The 16,787-nt window shown below is 42.3% G+C and carries 15 protein-coding genes; 8 read left to right on the forward strand and 7 right to left on the reverse strand.

The features are described from left to right. Positions 1-204: 204 nt before the first annotated feature. The 3 genes from EOD41_RS06250 to EOD41_RS06260 are packed head-to-tail and all read right to left on the reverse strand — an operon-like array spanning position 205 to position 4,427. Positions 205-894, reverse strand: a complete 690-nt coding sequence (locus EOD41_RS06250; RefSeq protein ID WP_127703938.1) for a response regulator transcription factor — start codon at positions 892-894, stop codon at positions 205-207. Positions 895-896: 2 nt separating this feature from the next. Next, on the reverse strand, positions 897-2,531 hold the full coding sequence (locus EOD41_RS06255) for a sensor histidine kinase (protein WP_127703939.1): 1,635 nt from the start codon (positions 2,529-2,531) through the stop codon (positions 897-899). 9 nt (positions 2,532-2,540) lie between these two features. Then, on the reverse strand, positions 2,541-4,427 hold the full coding sequence (locus EOD41_RS06260) for a S9 family peptidase (protein WP_127703940.1): 1,887 nt from the start codon (positions 4,425-4,427) through the stop codon (positions 2,541-2,543). 135 nt (positions 4,428-4,562) lie between these two features. Here EOD41_RS06260 and EOD41_RS06265 point away from each other — a divergent pair, with 135 nt between their 5' ends. Together EOD41_RS06265 and EOD41_RS06270 are read left to right on the forward strand one after the other, a co-directional pair. Beyond that, a complete protein-coding gene (locus tag EOD41_RS06265) occupies positions 4,563-6,368 on the forward strand; it encodes a tetratricopeptide repeat protein (RefSeq protein WP_127703941.1) in 1,806 nt (601 codons plus the stop codon). A gap of 12 nt (positions 6,369-6,380) precedes the next feature. Continuing rightward, complete coding sequence (locus tag EOD41_RS06270; RefSeq protein WP_127703942.1) at positions 6,381-6,683, forward strand: DUF4286 family protein; 303 nt, start codon at positions 6,381-6,383, stop codon at positions 6,681-6,683. Here the strand turns inward: EOD41_RS06270 and EOD41_RS06275 are convergent. From EOD41_RS06275 to EOD41_RS06290, 4 genes are all read right to left on the reverse strand, one after another. Next, positions 6,680-7,558: a cupin-like domain-containing protein gene (locus tag EOD41_RS06275; RefSeq protein ID WP_127703943.1), complete on the reverse strand. Its 879-nt coding sequence runs from the start codon at positions 7,556-7,558 to the stop codon at positions 6,680-6,682. The two genes, EOD41_RS06270 and EOD41_RS06275, sit on opposite strands and share 4 nt — an antisense overlap. Positions 7,559-7,629: 71 nt before the next feature. Further along, positions 7,630-8,508, reverse strand: coding sequence for a cupin-like domain-containing protein (locus EOD41_RS06280; protein ID WP_127703944.1), 879 nt, complete (start codon positions 8,506-8,508; stop codon positions 7,630-7,632). A 99-nt stretch (positions 8,509-8,607) separates the two neighbouring features. Further along, positions 8,608-9,729, reverse strand: a complete 1,122-nt coding sequence (gene hemW, locus EOD41_RS06285; RefSeq protein ID WP_127703945.1) for a radical SAM family heme chaperone HemW — start codon at positions 9,727-9,729, stop codon at positions 8,608-8,610. 54 nt (positions 9,730-9,783) lie between these two features. Then, positions 9,784-10,572: a PAS domain S-box protein gene (locus EOD41_RS06290; RefSeq protein WP_127703946.1), complete on the reverse strand. Its 789-nt coding sequence runs from the start codon at positions 10,570-10,572 to the stop codon at positions 9,784-9,786. Positions 10,573-10,766: 194 nt separating this feature from the next. On the opposite strand from EOD41_RS06290, the gene EOD41_RS06295 reads away from it, so the two are divergent. From EOD41_RS06295 to porM, 6 genes are all read left to right on the forward strand, one after another. Continuing rightward, positions 10,767-10,964 carry a hypothetical protein gene (locus EOD41_RS06295; protein ID WP_127703947.1) on the forward strand — a complete coding sequence of 66 codons (198 nt, stop codon included), beginning with the start codon at positions 10,767-10,769 and terminating at the stop codon, positions 10,962-10,964. A gap of 62 nt (positions 10,965-11,026) precedes the next feature. Then, positions 11,027-11,992: a DUF4271 domain-containing protein gene (locus EOD41_RS06300; protein ID WP_127703948.1), complete on the forward strand. Its 966-nt coding sequence runs from the start codon at positions 11,027-11,029 to the stop codon at positions 11,990-11,992. 33 nt (positions 11,993-12,025) lie between these two features. Continuing rightward, a complete protein-coding gene (locus EOD41_RS06305; protein ID WP_205780500.1) occupies positions 12,026-12,784 on the forward strand; it encodes a uroporphyrinogen-III synthase in 759 nt (252 codons plus the stop codon). 252 nt (positions 12,785-13,036) lie between these two features. Continuing rightward, complete coding sequence (porK, locus tag EOD41_RS06310; protein WP_127703950.1) at positions 13,037-14,341, forward strand: T9SS ring complex lipoprotein PorK/GldK; 1,305 nt, start codon at positions 13,037-13,039, stop codon at positions 14,339-14,341. 62 nt (positions 14,342-14,403) lie between these two features. After that, positions 14,404-15,210 (forward strand): type IX secretion system motor protein PorL/GldL, encoded by an 807-nt coding sequence (porL, locus tag EOD41_RS06315; RefSeq protein WP_127703951.1) that lies wholly within the window; start codon positions 14,404-14,406, stop codon positions 15,208-15,210. A 46-nt stretch (positions 15,211-15,256) separates the two neighbouring features. Next, positions 15,257-16,783 carry a type IX secretion system motor protein PorM/GldM gene (gene porM / locus EOD41_RS06320; RefSeq protein WP_127703952.1) on the forward strand — a complete coding sequence of 509 codons (1,527 nt, stop codon included), beginning with the start codon at positions 15,257-15,259 and terminating at the stop codon, positions 16,781-16,783. Positions 16,784-16,787: the final 4 nt, after the last annotated feature.

Consider the following 16,787-nt stretch of genomic DNA (forward strand, 5'->3'; position numbering starts at 1 on the left):
ATTAATTATAAGCTATAAAAATCAGAGTTAAAAAAGCAGCTACCCCAAGTAGTGTTTGAAAAAAATCCATGTTAATAGATTTCGTAGCATACACAGCGTGAAATTGTACTGCTTCTTTATTCTGAATTAGTCTTGAAATGGAAATACCTATATACATCAAGGCTGCACCAAACAATTTAAAAATTCGCCAAAAAGCATACATAGTTATTCGTAAACAAACTTATACCCAATCCCTCTTACCGTTTGCAGGTATTGCGGCGAATCAGGATTGTCTTCTATTTTTTTACGCAGACGGACAATGTGCATGTCCAGTGTGCGGGTATTAACATCGGCGTTGTAGCCCCATACTTCCATCATCAGTTCTTCGCGGTTAATCACTTTGTTCCTGTTTTTCAGGAAGTATAATAAAATACGGTTTTCCAGTATGGTAAGCTCTACTTTTTTGCCGTCCTTTAATAACAAGTGGGTATTTGGGTGGTGCTCCATGTTGGCAAAGCGGTAAGCCTCGGCCTTGTCGCTGTTCAGTTGGAACTTGATCTTATTATCGATCATCGCTACCAGCACATCCATATTAAACGGTTTGGTAATATAGTCGGACACGCCAAAGTTATAGGCTTCAATTTTGTCTACGTCCTGTGCCTTGGCAGTCATCATGATAACAAGCTTATCAAAGCCTTTTTCGCGGATAGCAGTGCACACGTCTGAGCCTTGTTTGCCCGGCAGCATCCAGTCGAGCAATACGATATCAGGTTGCTCATTAAGAATTATTTTCTCAGCATCGTCGCCGTTATTGGCTTCAAGCACTTTGTATCCTTCAGACTGTAAACGCTCGGCTACCAGAAAACGGAGGTTCTCGTCATCTTCAACCAGCGCGATCTTTATTTCTTTACTCATATTTAAGTTTGATATGGGAGATTAACAATAAATTCCGAGCCTTGGTTTACCTTGCTCTTTACTGTTATGTCTCCGTCCATAAAATTAACCAGTTCTTTACAAAAAGCCAAACCCAGCCCAACGCTGCCATTTTGGTTGTATTGATTTTCCAGGCGGTAAAACTTCCTGAAAATGTTGTTCAGTTCAGACTTGGGCACACCAATGCCTTTATCAGCGAAAGAAAAAAAGATGGTCTTCCTTTCGTGCCATACTTTTATATCCAATTCTTTTTTCTGTGGGTGCGAATACTTGTAGGCATTTTCCATCAAATTTTGAAAGATACTTCCAAGCATAACCGGGTCGGCATAAAAAAAGTTGATACCATTAAGTTCAGTGTTAATATGGAAATCGTGATATTTTAATCTGAAAGTTTCCACATATCCCTTAACAAAGCTTTCAATATCGATGCCTTCTTTTTTTGTAGCTATTGAGCGGTTTTCCAACTGTGTGAATGAAAGCAGGCGGTTCATCAGCTCATTCAATTTATCAGCTTCCTCATCCAGTATTTTACCGTAATGTTTAAGCTGGCGCTCGCTCATCACATTCTCACCACGTAGATTTGAACCGGCTATCTTAATAACACTCACTGGCGTTTTAAACTCATGCGTAAAGTTGTTTATAAAATCGTACTGCAGCTTAAACAGTTTAAGATTCACGCTAAGATTACGGTATATAAGCCAGCCGGTTAGTAGTATAAAGGCATAGATAAGCAACGCTACGCCGCCGATAGGCATAAAGCGGCGGTTAATTTCTGCATCAAGGTGGGTTTTATCCGAAATAAAATAAAGTTTATAGTTTGAAAAAGCACCCGGCAAAGCTACCTCGGTAACGCGTTTATCCGCCTCAATAGTCAGCGGATCATACACCACGGGTTGCAGCGTAATTTCCTGGTACAATTCGGGGTGCGGGTTACGGATGCGCAGGTAGGCCGGATCAAGCAAAAAGGTAAGCATGTTATGCTTGTAAAATGTGCCGTTACGGGTATGAAACAGTTCTTTATAAAGTTTAACATCCTGCCTGCGGGGCACATTCAGGTATGAAATTTTATCGGGTTTAACATCATAAAACGTACGGAATACTTCGCTTTGGGTAGGTACGCTAACCGTGTCCGAACTATTTATAAAGTCGTTTAGCTTACCCGCCATGTCAATAAAATCGGTACCACCAGCAGGTATATATTTCTTTTTGCCTAAAATTTTTGCGCCGCGCGGCTGAAACTCATAAACCGACCTTACAGAGATGCCCAGCCGTTTTCTTCCGGCAGGCGGTGAACCAATGCGGATGTCGTAAAATTCAATCTTTCGTACAAAATTATAGTTGAAAAATACTGATGTAGCGTACCTGGCCGCCGAAGTTGAATCGAGGAAACCCTGGTATGATGTTATCTCCGGAATTTTGTTCTGAAAAAAATCTTCGTATGGGTTGATGGTTTGTTCATATACCTCAATCTTTTTTGAAGCAAACTCATTTTCAACATATTTCCCGGTGAGGCTGTAAGCCGTTATAAAAGCGATAACCAAAATAATTGTAATGAGTATCAGGAAAATGATAATCAGCGAAAAATTTTTCCGGTAAATATTTCGTCGTGATTTTACCATTTAAGCTTATTATTTCGCAGGCTGAAGATTGGCTTGCAAAAACTTTTCAATCTCGGTGTACATTTCTATCCTGTTGGCCTCGTTTCTAAACGCGGTACGCTCATCATTTTTAAGGATGTAGTTTACAGGTACATTCTTTTTACGCAGTTCGAGCACAAATTGGTTCAGTTCGGTGATATTAGCGCGTGTATCCTTAGCTCCCTGAAATATCAATAACGGAACTTTTATCTTATCAGTATGAAAAACAGGTGAAATGGCCCTTAATTGTTCGGCCTCTGTTTCAGGGTTGCCCACCATTTCGTAGGTCATTTTTAAGTAAGGCTTAACAAACGGCGGCGCATCTTTTATATAAGTAAAGAAATTGATCAGCCCGTATTGCACTACCGCGCACTTGTATAATCCCTGATGAAATGATACCCCGTAAAGCGCTGAAAATCCACCAAAACCACCACCGAAAATGGCTATCTTATTTGGATTGACTGTTTTTTGATCAATAAGCCATTGCACGCCATCTGTAATATCCTGCTGCATTTTACCGCCCAGCTGTTTAAAGCCCGCGTTACGGAAAGCTTTGCCATAGCCGCTTGATCCGCGGTAATTCACCTGTAACACCGCATACCCCCGGTTAGCCAGAAACTGTACCTCTGCATTATATCCCCACGAGTTACGCGCCCAAGGGCCGTTGTGCGGCATTACCACAAGTGGTAAGTTGGTTTCTTTTTTACCTTTGGGAAGCGTTAAGTAGCCATTCAGCTGCAGACCGTCACTCGCTTTAAAAGTTATCGGACGCATATCGGCCAGTTGCGCAGGTTTGATACTGGAGTTATACTCACCCAGTTTGTCAAGCCTGTCCGTGCCAGTGTCATACAGGTAGTAGGTGCCGGGGTTATGATCAGAGTTTACCATTACTATGAGCTTTTTCTCGGCGACGTCTTTATCAATAATCCTTACTTCGCTGCCCACAAATTGCTGCGACAGTTTATTATAAACAGTTTTTACACTGTCGTTAAAAAAATGCTTTTTAGGTTTGTCTTCTTCCCACCAAACAAAATCAACCCGCTGTTTATCTTTAAAATATTCTACACCGCCTATATCAGCCTTATCACTGGTGTACACCAACCGTTCCTGTTTGCCGGTTGCCGCGTTAATTTCTACCAGTGCCATTTTGTCCTGATTAAGGTTTGATAGGGCATAAAAGCTGTCGCCTTTTCCGGCAAGCGCTATTGGCCTTACAGTATTTTTAAAACTGGTGGTGATAATAGGCTTAAAAGGCAACTGTTCATTTTGGCGGGTTAGTATGGTGGTATTTACGCCATCACTAGCCCGGGCTATCAGTATTTTGCCGTCGGTATCGGTAACCCATTCGGTAATATCGCCGGGATTGGTGATGTACAATGTTAACTCGCCTGTGTTCAGGTTCAGGTGATATACGTCGAAAATACTTTCGTCACGTTTATTTAATGCAACGGTTAATAACTCAGGCCGCCCACGATTGCGGTTAAGCAGCCTGAAACGTACCTTATGCTCCAGCAGTACCGGCTTTGTTTTTTGCGTTGCCACATCAACAGCATACATCTGCAAACTATCTGACGATACAATGTCGCGGCTGTAGATCAGCTGGTTATTATATGTCCAGAAGTAATCGGTAACCGGGTCGTCGGTAAATTTGGTAACCATATAACCCTTACCGTCGGCAAGCGACTGTATGTAAAGGTTTTGCGTACTTTTGTATGATTTTAGATAAGATATGTATTTACCGTCGGGCGATATTCTGAAAAAGCTCTTGTCGGGTGTCTTGAAAAAATCGAGCACAGGTATCTTCGCAATGTCATCCTCGTAACACGAAGTAACACAGATGATCATTAAAGCGTAAAATATCTGCCTGACACGTAGCATATTAATAACGGGTTTTACGGGAGGGTCAAATTAAAGTATTTTACACTTAATGGTTAAAATGTCACTACAATTTTACTGCTTTCAGACTTTTATCTTACACTTCAGCGTTTGGTTAAAAATGATATTTTTGAGAAGATGAAGCAAGCCGCCGTATTTATTTTTTTAATGCTGATGTTAAGCGCAGGTATTGCAGTTGGGCAAAGCAACGAATTGCAATTGGCACAGCAGTATACTGCAAACGGCGAGCCTGATAAAGCTTATGAGATATATCAGAAACTTTATAAGCAAGATAACGAAACCTACTTTACAGTTTTTATAACCAATCTGATAGCCATTAAAAAACTTGATGAAGCCGAAAGCATAGCTAAAAAAATGTCGCGCAGGTACCCGGAAGTTCCTGAATACACGCTGAAACTGGCAACCATTTATACTCAACAGGGGAAAGCAGACGAAGCTAACGAACTTTATGAAGGGCTCATAAAAAAGATGCCTGCCGACGTAGCGGCTATCTCAATGCTGGGGATGCAGTTTTACCAAAACGGCAATATCGACCAGGCTATACAAACATTTAAACAGGGCCGCAAAGTGCTGAATAACGATGGCCCGTTTGTTAATGAGTTGCTTACTCTGTACCGATACAAGCGCGATAAAACAGCATTAACTGAAGAATACCTGAACCTGCTGCCGCAGAACAAAGGATATATCGATCAGGCAGAAAGCGTGCTGGCAAACTTGTATGACGAGGCTGATTACGACATGCTGAAGTTTGCACTGTTGAAAAGGATACAAAAAGCACCTGATGAAAATGCGTATGTAGAAATGCTGATTTGGCAGTATCTGCAGCGGAAAGAATACGACCAGGCGCTTACCCAAGCCATTGCGTTAAACCGTCGGGGTAAAAGCGAAGACAGTAATCTGTACGACCTTTGCCGTACGCTTGCCGATGAAGAAGCTTACGACGCGGCTATTAAAGGATTTGAGTACCTGATCTCGAAAGGGAAAGAAGGTTCAGTTTATGTTTCGGCCAAAATTGAACTGATCAATACAAAAAGCGAAAAGGTTACTTCGGGTAAATATCTGCCTGCAGATCTGCTTAGCCTTGAATCAGACTATACCAATTTGATAACCGAGTTTGGCAAAGGGCGCAGTACGGTTTATGCCTTGCAGCGCTTAGCCAGGCTGGATGCTTTCAAATTGCATAAGTTAGCTGAAGCACAACGGCTTTTAGAAGAAGCAGTAAAAATTCCCGGACTTAGCGCGCAGGCGATGGCTTCCTGTAAGCTTGATCTTGGAGATGTATACCTGCTTAACGGGCAGCCCTGGGAGGCCACGCTTTTGTATAGCCAGGTTGAAAAAGATTTTCCGGATAGCGAAATGGAGCAGGACGCTAAATTGCGGAATGCTAAACTGGCATATTATACCGGCGATTTTGTTTATGCAAAGGGTATGCTTGATGTGCTTAAAGCCGCTACTTCAAAGCTGATAGCTAACGATGCGCTTAACCTGCAATTGCTGATACAGGACAATACAGTTGCCGATACAGCAGGGGAAGCATTGAAAATGTATGCCCGTGCCGATCTGCAGATATTTGCCGAACAGCCTGAAAGGGCATTGAAGATATTAGATAGCGTTGATAGAAAGTTTCCCGGCAATACATTGGCCGATGATATTTTAATGGCAAGGGCTAAATTATTTATAGCAGGTAAGGAATACGAGCAGGCGGCCGTGGCGTTGAAAAGCATCGCCGAAGATCATAACCAGGACTTGTGGGCCGACGATGCGGTGTTTATGCTGGGCGATATTTATGAAAATGATTTGAATGATAAAGAACTGGCCAAAAGCTATTATCAAAAGATCATTACCGATTACCCCGGCAGCCTTTGGGTAAATGAAGCACGTAAGCGTTTCAGAATATTACGAGGCGATACAACCGGCGTTTAGTAATTTTGCTGCATGATAGTTTACAATGAAACAGCGATAGTGGAAGAGGCCTCGGCTCCCGAGTGGCTTAGCTGGATGCAGCAGGTGCACATACCTAACGTAATGGCAACAGGTTTTTTTACGTCGTACCAGGTACTTAACGTGATGGATTCGCCGAACGAAGGGGTAACCTATTGCGTGCAATACCATGCCCGTAACATGGATGATTTTCAGGATTTTTATACCGGCCATTTGCAGGGGTTGCAGCAAATACAGCAAAATCAGTTCGAAAACAAGTTTGTGCTATTCAGCACTATAATGCAAACGGTTGATTAAGGTTTGCCTTTAGCAAGCGCTTTTTCGGCGCGCTGTATGGCAAGACCTTCGCGGTATTTGGCGTATTTACCTTTAAAAGCCATTTTCAGCATACTGTCTAACCCGCCTTTTATGGCCAGGTTATACATGCCTGCGGCCTTGCGTGATATAGATGCATCCCATGCACGCAAACTTAAAGAGAACGACCCGTCGATATATTTCATCCAGTGCCAGTAACCGGTTGGCATAAACAGGGTATCACCATGCTCTAAAAATACTTCGGTACCTTCAATACCTTCAAGGGCAGGGAAGCGTTTAATATCCGGGTTGGCTACATCATAATCCTCAAGCGCATAGGTGGTATTTGGAATGCAGTACAAACGTTCTTTCCACTTGTTCTCAAACAGTATTACATGCTTCCGGCCGCCGAAATGTGTATGGAATATATGAGGAAGATCAATATCGTAATGCAAAAATGTAACTGAATTTGATCCGCCAAAAAACATGGCCGGCATGCTTTCAATAAACCCGCCCATCAAATCTTTAGGCAGAATGATGTCGTTTAATAAATGCGGTGCGTGTTTGAAGATATTGAAGAAGAATATCCTCAGCTCGGTGGGTTGTGAGCGTATTAAATCAATATACTCATCAAACGGCATTGATGCCGCTGAAGTATTTATAGGCTTTGACGGATCGGCCTTTGAGTTGTTATACAATGGCACTACCTTTTTGCCAACCACCTCTTTCATGTAATCGGCTGTCCACTTTTCGCGGGCAGGCCAATCCTTGGTAAGCCCTTTTATAACTAACGGGCGGCGCGGTTTAAGGTAGTTTTCCTTAAAATCTGCAGGAGAAATTGTCTCAACAGTGTCAATTGGGGATAGTACGAAGCTCATGCGTATGTGCTTCGAGTAAAATCTCTAAGCGTTTAAATATAACAAGTAAATGTTGCTTTAATGTTAAATAATTATGGGCGCCCTTCAGCCAATGCTTTTTCTGCGCGCTTTATGGCCAGCTCTTCTTTCCAGTCCATGTATTTCTTTTTAAAACGGCCTTTCATAAAGTCGTCAAACTTACGCTGAATGGTGAGATTGTAAAGGCTTTTTGCTTTAATAGCCCATGATTTATCCCATGCCCGTAAAGATATAGAAAACGACCCGTCAAGGTATTTCATCCAGTGCCAGTAACCGGTAGGCATAAACAAAGTATCGCCGTGTTCCAATATTGTTTCCTGTCCTTCAATGCCATCTAAAGCCGGGTATTTATTAAAATCAGGATTGGTTATATCGTAATCTTCAAGCGCGTAGGTGGCAAACGGAATGCAATACAGGCGATCGCTCCATTTCTGGTCGAACAAAATAATATGTTTGCGGCCATTAAAATGCGTATGGAAAATGTGCGCAAGATCAATATCGTAATGCAGAAAAGTGATCGATCCGGCACCGCCGAAAAACATGTTAGGATACTTATCCAGGAAGCCCCCCATTAGGTCGCTTGGCGAACGATAATCATCCAGTAATTTCGGAGCGTGCTTTATCGGGTCGAACAAAAATATACGCAGGTCGGTAGGCTCTTTCTGTATCAGATCAATATAATCACCAAACTTCATTTCGGCAGCCGAAGCATTTATCGGTTTAGACGGATCGGCCTTGGCGCTGTCATATAACGGAACAACTTTATCGCCTACCGCTTCCTTTAAATACTCAAAGGTCCACTTTTGTAAAGCCGGCCAGGGTTGAGTAGCCTTACGTATTACCAGTGGTTTACGTGGTATCAGATAGTTCTTTACAAAGTCGTCTTTGCTGATATTATCAACAGTATCAATAGGGGAAAGCACAATACCCATGTTCACAATAATTTAACAAGCAAAATTAATTATTTTACAAATACATCGAAGGTATTCTGCCTTTTTGATTTTATCCTGACAGATAAAAATAGTGATTTGTTAGAAAAATAACTCGCTTGCAATATGGTCGGCGTAGAGTTTGCCGGTTTGCGTTAAGTATAAAATACCATCTTTTTCAATCAGCCATTCTTTATCAAAGAACTTAGCGGTTTGGGTATCCAGTTGTGCTGAAGCGCCGGGCGCAATGGTGTCAAGCTTTTGTTTGTCAAGCCCCCAAATGGTGCGTAACGATGTCATAATATACTCGTTCAGGCGGTCAGTTTCTGATAGTACTTCCCTTTCAGCCGGGATAGTACTGGCTGTCAAAGCTTCGATGTAGCGCGGATTGTTAGCAACATTCCATTGGCGGGTTTCGCCGTTAAACGAATGTGCCGATGGGCCAATGCCAAGATATTTTACGCCTTTCCAGTAATTTGAATTATGCCTTGAATAATGCCCGGGCTTGCAAAAGTTAGATATTTCATACTGCTCAAATCCTCGTTGTTGCATAGCTTCCATCAGGTAAGTGAACTGTTCGGCGCTTTGCTGATCATTCATAGGCGGCGACTGCTTCTTGCGGATAAAGGTGGCCAGTGCAGTTTGCGGTTCAACCGTCATGCTGTACGCCGATACATGCGGCACTTCCAGTTCAAAAACTTTTTGAATGTTGCTTTTCCATTTAGCGTCGGTAAGCAGCGGGTAGCCATATATCAGGTCGACAGTGATATTTTCGAACCCGGCGTCCTGCGCACGTTTAACCGATGCTTCCGCCTCAGCGCCACGGTGAACGCGGTTCATCCAGGCCAAATCTTCGTCATAAAACGATTGTATGCCTATGCTGAAGCGGTTAACGGGTGTTTGGCGCAAGGCCTGCAGCTTAGCCTTATCCAGATCGTCAGGGTTAGCTTCAAGGGTGATTTCAGCAGATGATGAAACGGTATGCAATTGCGTAATCTCGCCAAGCAGCCGGTTTATTTCAGTAGCTTCCAATATTGACGGTGTGCCACCGCCGAAGTAAATGGTTTCAACGGTTTCGTCTGCAAGGTAATCGCGCTGAAGGTGAATTTCTTTTACCAGGGCATCCAGAAGCTCATCTTTATATTTAAGAGAGGTGCTGAAATGGAAGTCGCAGTAATGGCAGGCTTTTTTGCAAAAAGGAATGTGTAAGTAGATACCGGCCATATTAAGTGCAAAGAACGGTATTTTAACTCGTATAGTACAATAACGAGCAATGCACTAAAGCAATTCTAAAACATTGAGGTTATACACTTCCTTAAATAGCTTGTTAAAGTAAGCGGGTGTTTCAAAACCTGCAGCGTACGATATTTCGTTAACTGTGCGGTATTTGCCCGTTTTAATTGCCTCATGCGCAATCTGGAGTTTTATAATGCGGATGTATTTATTAGGCGTAATGCCTGTAATGCTTTTTATCCGTCTGTATAATTGCCTTTCGCTTACGGCGAGTTCGTAACTCAATAAACCAATAGTTACTTCAACCTTACCTGTATACTTACGGATAAGTTTCTCAAGTTCATCCAGCCACCGCTGGTCGGCCGGAGAGAGGTTGTCATATATACTTACAGGATGCTCAGCTTTAACTGATGAAATATTTTCGGGTTGTTTGTTAATTATCAGGGCTATCCGGTGGTATTCTTCAAGCTTTTTTCGGTAAGTAATATCTTTGGCGGTGGCAAAAACCAGTCCCTCACATTCTATTTTTATAGAAGTCCAAACAAGCCAGATTATTTCGCCGCTTTTGGCAATATACCGGTTTTCAAAATTTAAAACCGGCGAATATTCTTCTATCAGCCCAAGTACCTTTAATGTATGATTTTGATCATCAGGATAAATAAATGAATTGATAGGTTTTGACAGTAATTCCTCGCTGCTGTAGCCCAATGTATTTGTAAAAGCGGGATTTATCTTTTTAAAATAACCATCATTTCCGGCTATGCACATCATATCCGGAAACAAGTCGAAAAAAAGAGCCAGGTCATATTGATTATCCGAACTAAAATAGGGCATGCAAAGCGGTTGAAATTAATTAACTGTTAAAGTTTAATTTTAACTATTTTTTATTTGACCAGTTTGTATTCAGCCGGGGACAAATCGGGTACAAATTGCAGGGCAGATTTGTAAAGTATAATGTCAGTTTTGTTAACAAATTAGCAGGCATATTTGTACTGTGATTGCTGTGCAATCTCATTCCTCCGATTAATATGAAAACTATAACCCTTATCCGTCTTTTCGCGTTTTTTCCGCTTTGCGGTATCATCATTCCCGACGCAACCTTTGCATTTCACAATGCTCAGTACAGGTGGCCTGCTATACATGTAGCAATATGTATTTTGATTATGGCACTAATATTTGTATCATTCCTTATCCAGGCGCTGTATCCAAGATTAAGATCGAGATAAGTTAGCACCAATGTTTTAAAGCTGACGCCTTTATCTTAATTTTGCAGCTTAGTATATATACGTTGGCGCGATTATTCTTAATAACCTTTTTACTGGCTGTAATTTCTGTAAACTGCTTTGCGCAAACAGATAGCAGTTATACGCCCGTAGCAGATACTATAGTTTACCGCCGCCCGGTATCTGTGCTCGATTCGGTTGCACGGGCCGCCGCTGCCGAACAAAAACGCGTATCTGATTCACTTGCCATGGTTTTTATTAAGGCGCCTGACCCTGGTCGCCCAAACCAGTTTGTGCAGGAGATAATGGATAAATATTTTTACAAAGGCTATGGTTTTCTTGATATTTCTTCGAAAGCGCAAAAAAATCTGGGTATAGGCATTGAGCGTAAAACACGGCACGGCTGGATAATTGGTGCGGTAATACTCATTTTGCTTTATGCTTCATTTTTACGCGTGGCGCTTACTAAAGATGTAGACAAAGTTTTTCAATCAGTATTCAGCAGGCAGGTGTCATCACAAATAGATGAAGAAAACAGCTTATTAAGCACATGGGGCTTTTTAGGTTTGCTGTTGTTGTTCGGGCTTACCTTCGGGGTGTTTCTATTCCAGCTTGCCGCCTACTACCAGGTATATTATCCTGTAAGCGGCTTTAACCTGCTTGGTATGCTTGTGCTGGCGGTTATCAGCCTGCTTGCCTTAAAATTGTTGTTATTGAAATTTATTGGTTTTGTGTTTGAGATAAGTGATGTTACAAACCGGTACATTGCCATATTATGCCTTACCTATTTTGCCCTTACTTTTGTTGCCCTGCCGGTAGCCGCTTGTTTAACTTTAATTAACGCACAATTAACGCCGCTGATATTATTGATTGCATTAGTTTTGGCAGGCGTAATTTTAGTTTGGTTGTATTTGCGTAACAGTATAATTATTATTTCAAACTTTCGATTTTCAAAATTTTATTTAATTATCTATCTTTGTGCCCTCGAAATTTGCCCGATTTTGATATTAGTTAAGGCGCTTAAAATATAGTATTGGTTACAGGTTTATTTACGGAGACTGATTTTGGAAGACAGAAAAAAAAGGGTTAAGAGCATACTGGTGACATTGCCTAAACCTGAGAATGATAAAAACCCCTATGCTGAACTGGCTAAAAAGTTAAACCTGAAAATTGATTTCAGATCATTTATCCATGTTGAGGGTGTTCCGGCAAAAGATTTCCGCAAGGAAAAAATAAACCTTGCCGATTTTACCGCGGTGATTTTTACCAGCCGTAACTCAGCCGATCATTTTTTCCGTATTTGTGAAGAGATGCGTTTTGAAGTGCCTGTTGAAATGAAATATTTCTGCCTTTCAGAAACCATTGCCCTGTATCTTCAAAAATATATACAGTACCGTAAACGCAAGATATTCTTCGGTAAGCAAACTGCTTCAGATCTTGCCGAAGTGCTTAAAAAGCATTCGGGCGAAAAGTTCCTGTATCCATGCTCAGATGTGGCTGCCGAAGAAACGCAAAAGTTCCTGCTTGAGAATGGCTATAACTTTACACCAGCAGTACTTTTCCGTACAGTATGCAGCGACCTGAGCGACCTCGCCGAAGTATTTTATGACGTTATCGCTTTCTTCAGTCCGTCAAGCATACAGTCATTATATAAAAACTTTCCTGATTTTAAACAGAATAATACCCGTATAGCAGCTTTTGGCGCTACAACACATAAAGCAGTGCTTGATGCGGGCCTTATTTTAGATATTCCTGCACCTACACCGGGCGCCCCTTCCATGACAATGGCTATTGAGCAATATTGTAAGCAGGTGAATAAATAGCATCTGTGCAATATTTGTGAACTTTTTTACAACCATTTAGCTTACTTATGCGTTAAATGCCTACTTGCCTATGTGTAATTATGGGCAGTTTTTTTACGTATATGGTTTTACTTCCCCTGATTAACTCAAACGGGTTACGGTGATTGTATGTTATATCATACAGTCATTTTATACTTTGATTGATAAAAATTATATATTCGGGGGCATTTAAGTGTATCAAGTACATTATTGTTTGACAGGAAGCTATTTAAGATGAAGCATATCTACTTTTACCTGGCATTAGTTGCCGGCGTGGTTATAACGGGATGTCGAAGCAGCGGTGGCGGCGAGGTTACCGGCGTACCGCAAAAGTCGTTCAGATCGGAGGTGCCGTATGGCATGGTTTATATTCCCGGTGGGTCATTCCTGATGGGACAAACCGATCAGGATGTAACCTTTGCTCAGATCGCGCAAACCAAACAGGTTACTGTTTCCCCCTTCTTCATGGATCAAACTGAGATATCCAATACCCAATACAAACAATATGTAAACTGGGTGCGCGATTCAATAGCCATAAGCAATTACCTTAACGACGATAAATACTATTATCAGCCCAAAAATAAAGACGCCAACACCAGTGGGCAAAAGTTTATTAACTGGGATTATGTAAGCAAAAATTCTGTTTGGAACTTTAAAAAGAACCCTGATAACGCACAAAAGTTGCAAGGGATGTATTACCAGGGCGATGACCGCATTTTCGACAGGAATGAGGTAGATGTTCGCCTGCTAAAATACCATTACTCAATAATGGTATTACGTGATGCCGCTAACTATAAAAATGATAAATCGAAACGCCGTTCAGATTTCATATTGCGTGATACCGTAGCCGTTTACCCGGATACGCTGGTATGGCTGAGCGATTTTTCATACGCAGCAAACGAACCGATGGTTGAAGGTTATTTCTCACACCCGGCGTTTCGTAATTACCCTGTTGTTGGTATTACCTGGCGCCAGGCACGTGCGTTCACTGTATGGCGTACCCGCTATAACGATGCCTATAAAGATAAACGTGGATTACCCCATCGTTTGCCTTACAGCCTTCCAACCGAGGCCGAATTTGAATATGCCGCCCGCGGCGGACGCATTGGAACTGATTACCCTTGGGGTGGCCCGTATATCAAAAATGCAAAAGGCTGTTTAATGGCAAACTTTAAGCCCGGCCGTGGTAATTATACCGACGATGGAGGCGCTTACACAGTTAATGTACGCTCATATTTCCCGAACGATTACGGCTTGTACAACATGGCCGGTAACGTAGCCGAGTGGACTGCTTCGGCATATGACCCTGCTGCATCAACTTTTGTGCATGATATGGCCCCTACATTTAACTATGAAGCCAAGCCAACTGATCCTGAAATAATGAAACGTAAGGTTGTACGCGGCGGTTCGTGGAAAGACGTTGGTTACTTCCTGCAAAACTCAACACGCTCATACGAATATCAGGACACTGCAAAATCATACATCGGTTTCCGTTGCGTAAGCCACTTTGTTGGACGCGACATCAGAGACCGTCGCTAATTTTTAAAACAACTGCCTCATATAATTTATTAAAGTAAGTAAACGAAAAACGACCCACATTTATGGCTTTAAAGAAAAAACCCTTCGGCATTGATAACATCATCTCAATTGGTGCAACTGTAGTAATTATCGGTTTGCTATTTAAAATACAACATTGGCCTTTTGCTTCGCTGTTTATTACAGTGGGGCTTGGTACCGAAGCATTGTTGTTCCTGATTTTAGGTTTACAGCGCGATACAAAAGAAGTTGACTGGACCCGCGCTTACCCTGAACTGGATGAAAACTATAAGGGTGAGTTGCCAACAGCTACCGCACGTGTTGCTGCCGCTCCTGTAAGCAATTTCTCAAATACTGCTGCGCTCGACAAAATGTTATCAGATGCTAAAATAGGCCCAGAATTGATAGCCAGCCTTGGCGATGGTTTGCGCACCTTTGGTGATAAGGTAAACGCCATATCACGTGTAGGTGATGCAGGGGCAGCTACAAATGAATACATTGCAAAACTAAAATCAGCAAGCAACAGCTACGATAGCTTAAGCAACGCGTTTGAAAAAGCAGCGTCAAACCTTAATGAGATGGCTAACTCAAATATCGATTCAAAAGCATATCATGATCAGGTGAACGCGCTTGCTAAAAACCTGTCGGCATTAAACGCTGTGTACGAGTTGGAGTTACAGGATTCAACGGCTCATTTAAAATCAATGAATACGTTCTATCACAACCTGTCGCTTACGATGCAAAACTTCAACGAGTCGATAGACGATTCTAAACACTTTAAAGAGGAAGTTGGCCGCTTAGCTAAAAACCTCGCTTCGCTGAACGCAATATATGGTAACATGCTATCGGCTATGAACCAGCCGCGTGTTTGATAATTAATTAACAAAATTGTTGGATTTAAATATCAAAATATAGCGCATGGCCGGCGGCAAACAAACCCCCAGACAACGGATGATAGGTATCCTGTACCTGGTACTTTTAGGACTTATAGCCCTTAACGTACCGGATAGCTTACTGGATGCCTTCAAAAATATAACAGACAGTTTGGATCAGTCGAGAACAAACGTAACCACAGGTATACAAAACACATACTCGGCGTTTGAACAAACCAAACTTAAAGAACAACCCGAAAGGGCAAAACCGATATATGACAAAGCTAAACAGGCCAGTGCTATTGCTGAAAGCCTTAACAGCTATGTTGAATCGCTAAAAGCTAAACTTATTCAGGCGGGCGGCGGTATCAATCAGGAAACAGGCGATGTGGAAGCTCGTGATGACCTGGATGTTTCTCCGCGTATCATGATCAATGAAAAAAATGCCGAAACGCTTAAAAGCAAAGTACAGGAAACCCGCACAAAACTACTTGCTTTATTGGGTGAAGATGCTGCAGGTGTGAACTTCTCATTAAATACAGCCGATTTGAAGAAAAACGGCGGTACAAAAAAATGGGAGCAGGCATACTTTGGTGATGGCATTCCACTGGGAGCGGCGTTAACCACACTTGCGAAGATACAAGCTGATGCTAAAAACGCTGAGAATGAGGTGGTGAAAAAACTATTAGGAAAAGTTGACCAGGCTGTAGTAAACCTGGACAAATTTGCGGCTGTAGCAGTTGCGCCAACCAGCTATGTTATAGCAGGGCAACCGTATACCGCTGAAGTGTTCCTTACAGCATCTGATTCAAAATCGAGTCCGTCAATAACTGTAAACGGTTCACGTCTTTCTGTTCAGGATGGCAAAGGTAAATACACAACTGGTACAAGCCGTGAAGGTTTTTATACATGGGTTGGTACCATAACCGTTAAACAAACCGACGGTACAACCAAGACTTATAAAACACCGCCTCAAACTTACCAGGTTGCCAAGCCGTCGGCAGTGGTATCGCCCGATAAAATGAACGTATTATACATCGGTGTACCAAACCCAATTTCAGTTTCGGCGCCGGGCATTGCCAAAGAAAAATTACGTGTAAGCATAGATGGCGGTTCGGTAAGCGGTTCAAGCGGAAAATATACTGCAACTGTACGTTCAATAGGCACAGCTACTGTAACTGTATCGGGCGAAGTTGCACCGGGCAAAACACAGGTGTTGGGTAGTACAGTTTTTCGTGTAAAACGTATTCCTGACCCTAAAGCCATGTTTGCGGGCAAAAGCAGCGGCAGCACCAGCGCGGCTAATATTCGCGGACAGGACAGGCTGTTTGCCCGCCTTGAAAATTTTGAATTTGATGCTAAATTTAACGTTACCCGTTTCAGCCTGCTGCTGGCCAAGCCGCGTCAGGACGTGATAAAGGTAACATCAACAGGTGGTACGGTTTCGCCGCAAATGCGTGCAGCATTAAATACCGTAACACCGGGTACAAAAGTGATTTTTACAGATATCATTGCCGTTGGCCCTGATGGTTCGCAACGCGGGCTCGACGACATTGTGATATCTGCTAACTAAGTTG

The sequence above is a fragment of the Mucilaginibacter limnophilus genome (assembly GCF_004005815.1).
GTDB lineage: Bacteria > Bacteroidota > Bacteroidia > Sphingobacteriales > Sphingobacteriaceae > Mucilaginibacter > Mucilaginibacter limnophilus.

What these genes read in the sequence shown, in the direction of transcription:
- EOD41_RS06260 (WP_127703940.1), bottom strand. Translation starts at nt 4,427, where the DNA reads ATGCTACGTGTCAGGCAGATATTTTACGCTTTAATGATCATCTGTGTT.
- EOD41_RS06270 (WP_127703942.1), top strand. Translation starts at nt 6,381, where the DNA reads ATGATAGTTTACAATGAAACAGCGATAGTGGAAGAGGCCTCGGCTCCC.
- porK (WP_127703950.1), top strand. Translation starts at nt 13,037, where the DNA reads ATGAAGCATATCTACTTTTACCTGGCATTAGTTGCCGGCGTGGTTATA.
- EOD41_RS06250 (WP_127703938.1), bottom strand. Translation starts at nt 894, where the DNA reads ATGAGTAAAGAAATAAAGATCGCGCTGGTTGAAGATGACGAGAACCTC.
- EOD41_RS06290 (WP_127703946.1), bottom strand. Translation starts at nt 10,572, where the DNA reads ATGCCCTATTTTAGTTCGGATAATCAATATGACCTGGCTCTTTTTTTC.
- EOD41_RS06265 (WP_127703941.1), top strand. Translation starts at nt 4,563, where the DNA reads ATGAAGCAAGCCGCCGTATTTATTTTTTTAATGCTGATGTTAAGCGCA.
- porM (WP_127703952.1), top strand. Translation starts at nt 15,257, where the DNA reads ATGGCCGGCGGCAAACAAACCCCCAGACAACGGATGATAGGTATCCTG.
- hemW (WP_127703945.1), bottom strand. Translation starts at nt 9,729, where the DNA reads ATGGCCGGTATCTACTTACACATTCCTTTTTGCAAAAAAGCCTGCCAT.
- EOD41_RS06275 (WP_127703943.1), bottom strand. Translation starts at nt 7,558, where the DNA reads ATGAGCTTCGTACTATCCCCAATTGACACTGTTGAGACAATTTCTCCT.
- EOD41_RS06295 (WP_127703947.1), top strand. Translation starts at nt 10,767, where the DNA reads ATGAAAACTATAACCCTTATCCGTCTTTTCGCGTTTTTTCCGCTTTGC.
- EOD41_RS06280 (WP_127703944.1), bottom strand. Translation starts at nt 8,508, where the DNA reads ATGGGTATTGTGCTTTCCCCTATTGATACTGTTGATAATATCAGCAAA.
- porL (WP_127703951.1), top strand. Translation starts at nt 14,404, where the DNA reads ATGGCTTTAAAGAAAAAACCCTTCGGCATTGATAACATCATCTCAATT.
- EOD41_RS06255 (WP_127703939.1), bottom strand. Translation starts at nt 2,531, where the DNA reads ATGGTAAAATCACGACGAAATATTTACCGGAAAAATTTTTCGCTGATT.